This window comes from Comamonas serinivorans (genome assembly GCF_002158865.1).
Lineage (GTDB): Bacteria > Pseudomonadota > Gammaproteobacteria > Burkholderiales > Burkholderiaceae_C > Comamonas_E > Comamonas_E serinivorans.
In genome coordinates, this window is the sequence record NZ_CP021455.1 from 3,631,986 (window position 1) to 3,645,184 (window position 13,199).

Genomic DNA, 13,199 nt, shown 5'->3' on the forward strand with positions numbered 1-13,199 from the left:
CCAGAGCGGCCGGCTTGAGGGCCGCAAGCGACCGCGGCCCACGGGCTGACCGAACGCCGCCAGAAGGCCGCGTACGCCCGCAGCCGGCTCGTCAGCGTCTGGCGCCGGCGACGCATCCATGAGCTGGGGGGTTGCGCATCATGACCGGAATGCATCTCACAGGGCCGCAGGACGGTGGAAGCCTGCGGGTCCCTCGTCCCGAGACCAGTCGGCGGTACCGGCGCTGCCGTCACAACCTGGGCAGACAGGCATCAGCGTGGCTGGCCGCGCCGGGCTTGCGCGGTCAGCCCACGGGCGGACCCACTGCTGCGCCGGCCGGGGATGGGTTCACCCTGGGGTCGGCGCCCGATGGGTGCCCCCACCTCGGCGGGTGGATTCAGGTCCGGTGTTCCATCACATGAACAGGGTATGCATCCATCCTCGTTGATTTCAAAACGGTAACCACCCCATACTACCCAGATCGAAAGTCAAGCCAGCGGCTGCAGGCTGCCAACCGTGGGCAGCACGGTGTCGGGCGCCTGACCGGCCTCGAGCACGGACACCACGCGGCGCAGGTGCGGGCGCACGGCACGCAGCTGGTCGTGCTGCATGAGCTTGAGGCAGATGCGCCGTGTCATGGAGTGCGGGCTGCCGGTGCGGCCCCGGAACATGAACAAGCTGCGGTTGTCGTTGCACCAGACCAGCTGCACGCGCTGCCAGTTGCCGTGCGAAAAGAGGTCGAACCAGTCCTGCTCGCGCATGTTCTGCAGCAAGAGCTCGGCCTCGCTCTTGAGCTGGCCCAGCTCGGCCGCACCGCTGTCGGGCGGCAGGGTCAGCCCTTCCAGCCCCAGGGCGCCACGCTGCGTTTCCTTGCCGGGCTCCTGCAGTTGGTCGCTGCCGCTGTCGCGCACCGCCATGCCCGCTGCCGAGCGCTCGGCCTCGCTCATCCACGGTGTGCGGTCGTCCAGCTCCAGCAGGCGGGCTTCGACGCCGTCCTCCGCGGGCGGTCCGTCCAGCATCGACGGCAGGGAATCGCCGGCGCCACTGTCCACGGCCTCGCCCTGCGGGGCTTCGCGCTGCAGCTTGCGGCGGCGCATCTCCAGCAGGCGGCGGTGCAGCGGCAACAGCATGGCCAGCGTGGTCTCGATCTGTTGCGGCGTGGCGCCGATCAGGTCCATGCCTTCGCGCAGCTTGACCAGCGCCGGCGGCAGCAGCGCAAACGCGCGCACCGGGTGGTTGACGGCGGCCTCGCCCGACAGCGACCAGACCAGGTCCATGCCCGCCACGCGGTAGCCGCCCGGGTCCCGCTGCTGCCGGTCGTCGGTGAGCTTGGCGTGGGCCAACACCAGCGACCAGGTCTCCAGCATCAGCTTGACCACGGCCTCGGGCGCCCGGCCAATCGCCTCGACCTCGGCCAGCTCGGCCGCAAACTGGTTGGCCAGCGCCTGGCGGTCCTGCGCAAACTGCAGCGCCTTGAGCCCGGCCTGCGGGCCCTGGGCCGCGTGCTCGGCCTCGTCCCAGGCGGCCTGCAGCTGCTGCAGCGCCAGGGCAAACGCCAGCTCCAGGTCGTCGGCCGACGGGTATTGCAGCGCCAGCAGGCCGTGCACCCGGACCTGCACGGGCCGGATGAAGGCCTGGAAAACCTCGGCGTACTCGTCGTTGTATTCGTAGCTCTTTTGCGCAATCGCCTCGATGAAGGCGCGGGCCGGGTGCGCGGCCTTGGCCAGAAACCACGGCTGCTGCACGCCCAGCTGCACCAGCGGCGACGACAGCGCGAGGAACACCTCGCGCACCGGCCACAGCAGGCTGGTGTCCATGGCCAGCTGGGTGAGCGTGACGCCGACGCAGTCCAGGCCCATGACCTCGCTGATGCGCGTGGCCTCCTGCTTGAGCTCCAGCACCTGTTGCGCCCGCCGCACGGGCGACTGCCACTCGCCCCAGTCGTCGCTGGCCAGCCAATGGTTCAGGTCCAGCTCGATGCCGGCGCGGTCCACCGGGCTTTGCTGGCGCCGCACGCGGTGGAATTCGCGCAGGGCCTGGGCGTCGGGCGCGGCCGCGCCCTGGGCCGCGGCCTGAAACTGGGCGGCCGTCTGTTCCAGGGCATGAAAGTACGAGGGCGGCAGCGGCGCATCCAGGTCCTTGGCCCAGTTGGGGTCGTGCAGGAACGCCCGCACCACCTCGCGCGACACGCCCGGAAACACGCGCGCCAGCTGTTGCATGCCGGGAAACGGCACGCGTGGCGAGCGCGCCCCAGACGTCGCCTGCGCCGGGGCGGCCGGCTCGGTGGCGGCCCGGTCGGCCTGCTGCTGCAGGCTGGCTGCGGCCCGCTCGCGCGGGTGCTGGGCAGCCACACGGCGCCGCTGCAGCGCGCCCATGAGCGAGATCGGCAGCGTGGGCTGCTCGGCGTCGGGAGCCGGTGCCGCAGCGGGCTCGGCCGCCAGCTCGAGCTGGAAGCGCGCATCGGCCACGCCGCTGCTCTGCATGATCTGCACCAGATCGATGTAGAGCCGCTTGAGCCCGCCGGCATAGGGCGGCGCCAGGTAGGCCAGCCACAGCGCCAGCTCCTCCGGCTTGTCCATGTGGCAGGCCATCAGCTCGGCCAGCGCGTTGCAGAGGATCTCGGGGCGAAACGGGTTGATGTCGGGGCGCACCGTCTGCAGCCCCAAGGCGGCGCTGATGTGGGAGTCCAGCACCGTGAGCCGCTGCTCGGTCAAGGGCAGCACACGCTGCTGCAGGCGCTGCGACACCGGTTCGGTCTGGGCCGTCACCTTGGACTGCCGCTGCGCCAGGGCGCTCAGGGCATCGCGATTCAGCCGCCGCAGGTCCACGGCCTCGAGCTCGTCGATGGCATCGCGCAGGTGACGCTCGAGCAGGCGGCAGTACTCGGCGCTGAGCCGACGGCGCTGCTCTTCGAGCGAACGGGCCGCAGTCGTCCAGGCCTTGGCCTGCGGAAGCGTCACGGCCGAGCCCGCAGCCGCGCGCATACCGGCCGCAGCCGACCGCGCCGTGTGCTTGATCATGGCAGACGACAGCAGAATGGCTTCTTGAAAGCAGCGGCGAATCAGCAAATTCTGACCGGGCAAGGCAAGTCCCCAGAGGTCGCGGCCACGCCCGACAAGGGTGACCACTTGGAGTTACTGTAACACCCTTGATACATTGTTGGACGATGTCAGCGAGGGGAAATCGCCGGCTCGAATTCGGCCGGCGCTGTCGCCTCGACGAACACCGGCTCGCCGCTCTTCGGATGGTGAAAACCGATGCGCCACGCGTGCAGCATCATGCGCCTGGCCTTGGCCTGACCTTCGGTGTCCCCGTACTTGTCGTCGCCCACGATGGGGTGGCCGCACGAAGCGAGGTGAACCCGGATCTGATGGGTGCGTCCGGTTTTGATGGTGACTTCAAGCAAGGAGTATGCGGCCACCCTCGTTCTCACACGAACGAGACTCAGGGCATACTGCCCATCCGGGTCATCGCTCGTCGTCACCTTCACGCGGCGCTCACCCTCCTGGCCGCCCACACCGGGCAAGGCATAGCGCTTCAGGGGCTTTTCGATGCGCCGCACCGCTTGCGGCCATTCGCCCTGGACCAGGGCCAGGTAGGTTTTCTGGGTCGTGCGGTCGCGGAACTGGGCCTGCAGCGCGCGCAGGGCGCTGCGCTTCTTGGCCAGGATGAGGGCGCCGCTGGTGTCGCGGTCCAGGCGGTGCACCAGCTCCAGGTGCGGCAGGTCGGGTCGGGCCTGACGCAGTTGCTCGATGACGCCGAAATTCACCCCCGAGCCGCCGTGCACGGCCACACCGGCCGGTTTGTTGATGACCAGCAGGGCCTCGTCCTCGAGCAGCACCGGGAAGCTGCGCGCCGGCACGAACGCCGGCTCGGGCGCCTCGGGCAGCCGCAGCGGCGGCACGCGCACCACGTCGCCGGCGGCCAGGCGTGTGTCGGCGCTGGCACGGCCCTTGTTCACGCGCACTTCGCCCGAGCGAATGATGCGGTAGACGTGGGTCTTGGGCACCCCCTTGAGCAGACGCAGCAAAAAGTTGTCCAGCCGCTGCTGGTCAAATTCGTCATCCACGGTCACAAAACGCGTGGCCGCACTTTCTGGCGCCCGATTGACCCCTATAATCGCTCGGTCCGAAGACGTGGCGTAACTCGTTGATTTTTTAGAGGACATGTGCTTCACCGCAGTGAGTGTAGTGCACAGAAGCCACGCCACATGGACACAAGTCGGTGCCGCCAGGCGGACCAGCGCCCGAAGTGCACCTGGATGCCATGGGCCTGCGAATCCTGGGCGGTCGACACAACACAAACATTCAGAAACATGACCTGCCCGCCCACTTTTTCGGGCTGACAGGTGGACCAAAGCGAATACTCATCGTGTGCTGGCAACCATGGACATGCAAGAGAGGGGCCCGCTGGTCACCCTCGCGTGGCCTCGCCCCACACGTTTCTTCCGTCGCGCGCCCTGCCCTCTGGCCAGCCCAACGCGCGACACGCTCGCCCTCATCCACGCAGCCCATTTCCCGTTGCACAGGCCCTGACGGCCCCGTGTGACGCTCTGGCTGCATCCGTTTCCCTGTTTCGTTGTGTCGGCTCCGGCGCCTGGATGCCCGCAAGGGCTTCACGCGAGAAAACGAAAAGGATTGCATCATGAAGCGGATGCTGATCAACGCCACACAGGCCGAAGAGTGCCGTCTGGCGATCGTGGACGGGCAGAAGCTGCTCGATTACGAGGTGGAGATTGAAGGGCGCGAACAGCGCAAGGGCAACATTTACCGCGCCGTGGTGACACGCGTCGAGCCCTCGCTCGAAGCCTGTTTCGTCGACTACGGCGAAGAGCGCCACGGCTTTCTGCCGTTCAAGGAAATCTCCCGCGAATACTTCGCCGAAGGCGTTTCCGTCAGCCAGGCCCGCATCCAGGATGTGATCCGCGAGGGCCAGGAACTGGTCGTCCAGGTCGAGAAGGAAGAGCGCGGCAACAAGGGCGCTGCGCTGACCACCTTCGTCAGCCTCGCCGGGCGCTACATGGTGCTGATGCCCAACAACCCGCGCGGCGGTGGCGTGTCGCGCCGCATCGATGGTGCCAACCGCGCCGAGCTCAAGTCCGCCATGGACAAGCTGGTCTACCCCAAGGGCATGAGCGTGATTGCCCGCACCGCCGGCACCAACAAGAGCGCCCGCGAACTGCAGTGGGACCTGGACTTCCTGCTCAAGGTCTGGAATGCCATCGACAACGCCGTGGTCGACGGCAAGGGCGCCGAGCTGATCTACAAGGAATCCAACCTCGTCATCCGGGCCATCCGCGATTACTTCAGCGAGGACATCAAGGAAATCCTGATCGACACGGACGACATCTACGAGCCGGCCTACCAGTTCCTCACGCACGTGATGCCCGACTACGCATCGCGCGTGAAGCGCTACCGCGACAACGCCCCGCTGTTCTCGCGCTTCCAGATCGAACACCAGATCGAGACCGCCTACGCACGCACCGTGCAGCTGCCCTCGGGCGGCGCTATCGTCATCGACCACACCGAAGCCCTGGTCTCCATCGACGTGAACTCGGCCCGCGCCATCAAGGGCGGCGACATCGAGGAAACTGCCACGCGCACCAACCTGGAAGCGGCCGAGGAAGTGGCCCGCCAGGCCCGCCTGCGCGACCTGGGCGGCCTCATCGTGATCGACTTCATCGACATGGAGGACAGCAAGAACCGCCGCGAGGTCGAACGCCGCCTGGCCGACGCCATGGACGCCGATCGCGCCCGCGTGCAGTTCGGCTCGATCAGCAAGTTCGGGCTCATGGAGCTGAGCCGCCAGCGCCTGAAGCCGGCGCTCGCCGAAGGCGCCTCCATCCCCTGCCCGCGCTGCGGTGGCTCGGGCCATGTGCGCGACACGGAAAGCTCGGCCCTGCAGATCCTGCGCATCATCCAGGAAGAGGCCATGAAGGACAGCACGGCCGCCGTGTACGTCCAGGTGCCGGTCGAGGTCGCCAGCTTCCTGCTCAACGAAAAGCGCGCCGAGATCGCCAAGATCGAACTCATGCAGCGCATCAGCGTGCTGCTGATCCCCAACAAGACGATCGAGACGCCGCACTACAAGCTCGAACGCCTGAAATTCGACGATCCGCGTCTGGATCGCATCGAGCCCAGCTACAAGCAGGTCGACGAGTTCGAGGACCCGACGGCCATCACCCGCCGCTCAAGCACGCCCAAGAACCGCCAGACGCCGCGCATCAAGAACATCCTGCACGACGGTCCCGCGCCCGAGCTGGAACCCCAGCCGGAAGCGGCAGCCGCAGCGCCGGCCACGCCGGCCGTGGCACCGCCACCGGCCCCTGCGCCCGTGGTTCAGCCCTCCGTCGAGGTGCCGGGCTGGATCGCCAAGCTGCTGCAGATCTGGCGCGCCATCTTCGGCAACGACGCGCCGACCATGCCGATGCCCACGCCGGCACCGCAGCCCACGCCCCAGCCCATGGCGCCCGCGCCGCAAGGCCCCATCGACGACGCCCCCGCGCCTGGCGCCGAAGACCGCCGCAACGAACGCAGCCGCCGCGACGGCCGTGACGAACGCCGCCGCGGGGAAGGCCGGGATGGACGCGATGGCCGCCGCGACGAGCGTCGCCGGGACACCCGCGAAGGGCGTGACGAGCGCCGCCGCGACGACACCGACTGTGCCGACCGCCAGGACGACGACCGCAGCGAGCGCCAGGACCGCGCCCGCGGTGAGCGCCCCCGCAGCGAGCGCAGCGGTGAACGCGACCGGAGCGACCGCGGCGGCGAACGCCGTGCGCGCCAGGACCGCAGCGAGCGCGACGACGAGGCCGGTGACGACGAGCGCCGCAGCCGCCGCGACGAACGCGACAGCCGCGAACCGCGTGAAAGCCGCGAGCCGCGCGAATTGCGTGAGAACCGCGAACCGCGCGAGAGCCGTGACACGCGCGAAGGTCGCGAGCCCCGCGAAGACCGCGACTCGCGTGAGGGCCGTGAGCCGCGCGACAACCGAGACGGCCGTCCCAGCCGCGACGACCGTGAACGCGAGCGCAACGGCCGCGACCGCCGTGAACGCGATGCGCTGAGCGACGACACCGGCCGCGACGAGGCCGGCGCGACCGACGACCGCCAGGAAGCGCGCGAGCCGCGTGAGCGCCGCTCCCGCGATCGCTTTGGTCGCGACCGCCGTGAACGTGGCGACCGTGTCGAGCGCGACGACCGCGAGGACCGTGACATGCCGGCCCAGGACGACGCCCAGCCCGATGCCGCGCCGACACGCGCCGAATCGGCCCCGCGTTCGTACTTCCAGCGTGCGCAGGGCGACGCCAGCCCGGCCCGCGCCGACGTGGTGAACGCCTCGGCGGACGAGCTTGCCAGCAGCCCCGCGCCCACCACGGTCAGCGCAGCACCGGCCAACCCGGCCCCCGTGAGCCCGGCGCCCGTGGCGGTGGCCGCTGTGGCCGCCGCCGAGGTGGTCGCCGACACAGGCCGCATGCCGCGCATCGGCCGGTACGAGCTGCCGGTGCAGGAGCTGACCCAGGTGGCCAGCGCCGCGCAACTGGAGTGGGTGAACTCCAACGCCGAACGCGTGGCCGCCGTGCAGGCCGCCATCGCCGCCGAGCCCAAGCCGGTGCACGTGCCGCGTCCCCGCCCGGTGCTCAAGCCGCTGGACGAGCTGCCGCCGGTGCTGGTGGAAACCAAGCGTCAGCTGGTCAGCCCGCTCGTCGAAGACGACGTCAGCCTGTGAGTCGCCCCCTCGGGCTCGCCACGGCGGGCCCGGACCGGCGCACAGGCTGAGCATGCAGCCCACGGCCCGATGCCAGCGCCTGCGCGTCATCGGCCTGCGGCTGCAGCGCTTTTGCCTCTTCAAAAATGACGCAGTATGGGTCGATTCCCGTTGAACATTCAACGAGAATCGACCCATACTGCATTGAATCATCCAATCCCTGGAGCAACCACCATGGATTTGTTCAGCACCGCGCCCACCCCGCCTCTGGCCGAGCTGCTGCGTCCGCAAAGCCTCGATGAGGTCATCGGCCAGTCGCACCTGCTGGGTGAAGGCAAGCCGCTGCGACTGGCCTTTCAGTCGGGCAAGCCCCATTCCATGATCTTCTGGGGGCCGCCTGGCGTGGGCAAGACCACGCTGGCGCGCCTGACCGCCACCGCGTTCGCCTGCGAGTTCATCGCCTTGTCGGCCGTGTTCTCCGGCGTCAAGGACATCCGCGCCGCCATGGAGCAAGCCCAGCTGCACCTGGCCCAGGGCAAGCACACCATCCTGTTCGTCGACGAGATCCACCGCTTCAACAAAAGCCAGCAGGACGCGCTGCTGCCATATGCCGAAAGCGGCCTGGTCACCTTCATCGGCGCCACCACCGAAAACCCCTCGTTCGAAGTCAACTCGGCCCTGCTCTCGCGGGCCCAGGTGTACGTGCTGCAGTCGCTGTCGGACGAGGAGCTGCAGCAGCTGCTGGCGCGGGCGCAAGCCAAGGCCTTGACCGGGCTGAGCTTCGACGACCGGGCGCGCGACACGCTGATCGGCTATGCCGACGGCGATGCCCGTCGCTTTCTGAACCTGCTGGAGCAGACGCAGACGGCCGCCCGCACGGCCGGCATCACGCACATCACCCCCGAATTCGCGGAGAACGCCCTGAGCCTGAACGCGCGCCGTTTCGACAAGGGTGGCGACAATTTCTACGACCAGATCTCGGCGCTGCACAAATCGGTGCGCGGCTCGCACCCCGATGCCGCGCTGTACTGGCTCACGCGCATGCTGGACGGCGGCGCCGACCCGCGCTACCTGGCGCGCCGCATCGTGCGCATGGCCTGGGAAGACATCGGCCTGGCCGACCCGCGCGCCATGCAGATCGCGAACGACGCCGCGCTGACCTTCGAGCGCCTGGGCAGCCCCGAGGGCGAGCTGGCGCTGGGCCAGGCCGTCATCTACCTGGCCGTGGCGGCCAAGAGCAACGCCGGCTACAACGCCTACAACCAGGCCCGCGCCTTCGTCAAACAGGACAAAAGCCGCGAAGTGCCCGTGCACCTGCGCAACGCGCCCACCCAGCTGATGAAGGAACTGGGCCACGGCCACGCCTACCGATATGCGCACGACGAGCCCAACGCCTATGCGGCCGGCGAACGCTACCTGCCCGACGGCATGGCCGAGCCGCGCTGGTACCAACCCGTGCCACGCGGGCTGGAGGGCAAGATCGGCGAGAAACTCGCCTGGTTGCGCGAGCTGGATGCGCAAGCGGACCCCGCCAAGCCGACACCGCGCGATGCCGGATGATCAGGCTGCGGCAGAAGCATTGCCGCAGTATGTATGGTCTACCGCTCTCACATGAACGATGACGACCGCATACCCCTTTGGGGATGTCACACCCATGCGATCGGCAGGCCGTGGTCCCAACCCGGCACGTACATGGCGTCCAGTCCCTTGAGCTGGCGCGCCTTGACGATCATGTCCTTGAGTATCTTGTTCACGGCATGGCCGATGTGAATCAGGCCGTTGGCGCAGGGCGGCCTGATTGGGCTCGAGTTGCCGGGCGCCACTTGCCAGCGTCGAACCTGAGCCCCCTGATGGCGCCCAAGGCGCTGAAGACGCTGCGCAGTGCCATGGCCAAATCTGCACGTACCAGGCGACGGTGTGGAGCAGGCCACCGACCTGCACGGCGATGGCAATGTCGTCGGCCATGGCGCTGCTGCACGATCAGGCGTCTGTTGCGTGACGGCTCAGGCGGAAGCACAGGCCCATGGGGCTGCTTGTCGCGGATGTCGCGTGCGCAAGCCATGAAGCGCTTTCCCTCTGGACGGACACGCTCGATCCCGCGTGAGAGCGGATCACTCACTCCTTCAGCACATCGGCGCCCGCGGGCGGCTTGAATTGGAAGGTTGCGGCCGGCAGGGCTGCGTTGGACTCGAAGCCGCCAAAGGTGATGACCGAACGCTGGCCAAAGTTGTCGGTGATGTCCAGGGTCTGCAACTGCGGCCCCTTGTCGCCGGGCTTGAGGCCGACGCGCACGCTCTTGATCTGGCCATCGGGGTTCTTGGGCGTGGCCAGCACCCATTGCTGGGCCTCGGCATCGGGCAGGGCCTTCAGCTCGAAATCCTTGCGCAGCGCATCCAGGTTGTTGGCCGACGAGACGATGGCCGCCGGCGTCGAGCCCAGCACCTGCGCCTGGGCCTTGCGCGTGACCTGGTTCAGGTCGGCGTCGTACAGCCACAGGGTCTGGCCATCGGCCACGATGGTCTGGGCAAAGGGTTTCTGGTAGTCGAAGCGGAACTTGCCCGGACGCTCAAAGGCGAACTGGCCGCTCTGGGTCTTGGGCGCGCCCGGCTTGCCATCTTTACCGGGCGGCGTGACCACCTGGGTGAAGCTGGCCTGGCCGCTGCGGACCTGGGCGGCAAACTGCGCCAGGCTGTCCAGGCCATCGGCCCAGGCCGGCGCCTGCAGCGCAGCCCCCAAAGCGAGGGCCATCAGGGAAGGTCGAAGAAGGCGTGTCATGCGGGATGGATCAAGGGTAGCGGTCAAGGTCACCAGCCTAGCGCAAGCGAAGTGCCCGCACGTCAAGCCGGCGTGAAGCCGTGCAAGCAGACGTCACGGCACGCGGCTGGGATGGCGGCGATGCGGGGTCTCACCTCATGGGTCCGATTCGGCTCGCATGCGTGAGGCGGGTTGAAAACGTCGTGAGACCGTTTGGTCCTCAGCTTCCGTGGTCGCTGCATCGCCAACCTGGGGGAAAGAGTTCGTGCCCGGCTGCGGCCATGCATCGCATCATTTGGCAGTATGCAGGGGTTGCCGTTGTGAATTGAACGGCGACCCCACCATACTGCCCTGATGCAATCACTCCTGCATCATTCGCCGTTGCGCGCGGGCACGAGGATGTCGCGTTGACCATTGGCGCCCAGCGCCGAGACGACGCCGGCGTTCTCCATGTCTTCGAGCAAGCGGGCCGAGCGGTTGTAGCCGATGCGCAATTTGCGCTGGACGTAGGAGATGCTGGCCTTGCGGTCCTTCAGCACCACCTCGACGGCCTGGTCATACATCGGGTCCTTCTCGCCACCTTCGCCGTCGCCACCGCCATAGCTGGTGTCCTCGCCGTCCACCGTGCCCCCTTCCAGCACGCCGTCGATGTAATTGGGCTCGCCCTGGGTCTTCAGGTATTCAACGACGCGGTGCACCTCGTCGTCACTGACGAAGGCGCCGTGCACCCGCGTGGGCAGCGAGGTGCCCGAGGGCATGTAGAGCATGTCGCCCATGCCGAGCAAGGCCTCGGCGCCCATCTGGTCGAGGATGGTGCGGCTGTCGATCTTGCTGCTGACCTGGAAGGCGATGCGCGTGGGGATATTGGCCTTGATGAGGCCGGTGATGACGTCCACGCTGGGGCGCTGCGTGGCCAGCAGCAGGTGGATGCCGGCGGCCCGCGCCTTTTGCGCCAGGCGCGCGATCAGCTCCTCGATCTTCTTGCCGACCACCATCATCAGGTCGGCCAGCTCGTCGATGATGACCACGATGTGCGGCAGGCGGTCCAGCGGCTCGGGGTCGTCCGGCGTCAGGCTGAACGGGTTGTAGATGAACTCGCCCCGCGCCTTGGCTTCGTCCACCTTCTGGTTGAAGCCGGCCAGGTTGCGCACGCCGACCTTGCTCATCAACTTGTAGCGCCGCTCCATCTCGGCCACGCACCAGTTCAGGCCATTGGCCGCCTGCTTCATGTCCGTCACCACAGGGCACAGCAGATGAGGAATGCCTTCGTAAACCGACATTTCCAGCATCTTGGGGTCGATCATCAGCAGGCGCACGTCCTTGGGCTCGGCCTTGTAGAGCAGCGAGAGGATCATGGCGTTGATGCCCACCGACTTGCCCGAGCCGGTGGTGCCTGCCACCAGGGCGTGCGGCATCTTGGCCAGGTCGGCGACGATGGGGTTGCCGACGATGTCCTTGCCCAGGCCCACGGTCAGCAGCGACTTGGCTTCGTGGTAGACCTGCGAGCCGAGGATCTCGGACAGGCGGATGGTCTGCCGCTTGGCGTTGGGCAGCTCCAGCGCCATGAAGTTCTTGCCCGGGATGGTCTCGACCACGCGGATGGAGACCAGCGAAAGCGACCGCGCCAGGTCCTTGGCCAGGTTCACGATCTGCGAGCCCTTGACGCCGGTGGCCGGCTCGATCTCGTAACGCGTGATGACCGGGCCGGGCGCCGCCGCCACGACCTGCACCTCGACGCCGAAGTCCTTGAGCTTTTTCTCGATCAGGCGGCTGGTCATCTCCAGCACCTCGGGCGAGACGGTGTCCTGCTTGACCAGGGCTTCGTCCAGCAAATCGACCTGGGGCAGGTTGCTGTCGGGCAGGTCCTTGAACAGCGGCTTCTGGCGCTCTTTCACCACCCGCTCGCTCTTGGCGGGCTCGGCCACAGGTGGCTCGATCACGCGCGGTTGGGGCGTGGGCGAGAACGCAGCAGGCTCGACCACGTCGTCCAGGGTCGTCGAAGGCGATTCATCGCGCCGTTCACGCACGGCACGGCGCCCCACCGCCTCGTCCTCGGCAACTTCGCGGCGAATGCGGCGCGCCTGCACCAGCGCTTCCAGCGCGCGGCCGATGCGTTCCGCCAGGGATGACCAGGAAAACCGGAACACGGCCGCCAAGCCGAACACCACGCCGGCGATGCACAGCAGTCCGGAGCCCGTGAACCCGAACCAGTTCTGCATGAGCTGGCCCGAGAAATGCCCGAGGATGCCGCCCGCGTGGCCGCCCGGCACCACGGCGTCCAGGCGGTACAGGCGGCTCCACTCCAGCGCACAGCTGGCCACCATGAGCAACACCAGCCCCAGCCAGAAGCCGGCGCGCGTGGCCAGCATGCGTTCAAGCTCACCCGCGCCGGCCAGGTCAGCCGGCGACGTTTGCGGCTCCAGGCGCATCCAGCGCGCCAGTGCGCCCAACCAGGCGCGGATGCCGGCCGCCACGGCCCACCAGACCGAGTAGCCAAACAGGGCAAAGCCGAGGTCGGACAGGTAGGCGCCGGAATGGCCCGCCCAGTTGCGCACGGCCCCCCCGGTGCCGGAGGTCATGAAGGCCTCGTCCAGGGCGGAATGAGACAACAGGGCCATGAGCACGAAAATGATCAGGGCCAGACCGAGCACCAGGCCGGTCTCCTGAATCAGGCGTCCCACGGATCGGCGCAGCGAAAACCGCTCGGTACCTTCAGCGTCCAAAGTATTGAGTGAATAAGCCATGGCAAATCGATCTGC

Annotated in this window: 6 protein-coding genes and 1 pseudogene; 2 read left to right on the top strand and 5 right to left on the bottom strand. The window is 67.9% G+C overall.

Going from position 1 to position 13,199, the window contains the following annotated elements; all coding sequences use genetic code 11:
• Positions 1–467: 467 nt before the first annotated feature.
• Together CCO03_RS15485 and CCO03_RS15490 are read right to left on the bottom strand one after the other, a co-directional pair.
• On the bottom strand, positions 468–2,999 hold the full coding sequence (locus CCO03_RS15485) for a DUF1631 family protein (RefSeq protein WP_236903873.1): 2,532 nt from the start codon (positions 2,997–2,999) through the stop codon (positions 468–470).
• Between the two features lie 149 nt (positions 3,000–3,148).
• Entirely contained in the window at positions 3,149–4,147 is a 999-nt protein-coding gene (locus CCO03_RS15490; protein ID WP_087284793.1) for an RluA family pseudouridine synthase, read from the bottom strand.
• A gap of 476 nt (positions 4,148–4,623) precedes the next feature.
• On the opposite strand from CCO03_RS15490, the gene CCO03_RS15495 reads away from it, so the two are divergent.
• Both CCO03_RS15495 and CCO03_RS15500 read left to right on the top strand, forming a co-directional pair.
• The gene (locus tag CCO03_RS15495; RefSeq protein WP_087284796.1) at positions 4,624–7,707 is read left to right on the top strand and encodes an Rne/Rng family ribonuclease; all 3,084 of its coding nucleotides are present in this window, start codon (positions 4,624–4,626) and stop codon (positions 7,705–7,707) included.
• Between the two features lie 213 nt (positions 7,708–7,920).
• Positions 7,921–9,246, top strand: coding sequence for a replication-associated recombination protein A (locus CCO03_RS15500; RefSeq protein WP_087282493.1), 1,326 nt, complete (start codon positions 7,921–7,923; stop codon positions 9,244–9,246).
• Between the two features lie 98 nt (positions 9,247–9,344).
• Here CCO03_RS15500 and CCO03_RS19910 read toward each other — a convergent pair.
• The 3 genes and pseudogenes from CCO03_RS19910 to CCO03_RS15515 all read right to left on the bottom strand — a co-directional run.
• Positions 9,345–9,479, bottom strand: a pseudogene (locus tag CCO03_RS19910) (class I tRNA ligase family protein); the annotation flags it as partial.
• Between the two features lie 322 nt (positions 9,480–9,801).
• A complete protein-coding gene (gene lolA, locus CCO03_RS15510) occupies positions 9,802–10,434 on the bottom strand; it encodes an outer membrane lipoprotein periplasmic chaperone LolA (RefSeq protein ID WP_236903877.1) in 633 nt (210 codons plus the stop codon).
• Positions 10,435–10,811: 377 nt separating this feature from the next.
• Positions 10,812–13,184 (bottom strand): DNA translocase FtsK, encoded by a 2,373-nt coding sequence (locus tag CCO03_RS15515; RefSeq protein ID WP_087282497.1) that lies wholly within the window; start codon positions 13,182–13,184, stop codon positions 10,812–10,814.
• Positions 13,185–13,199: the final 15 nt, after the last annotated feature.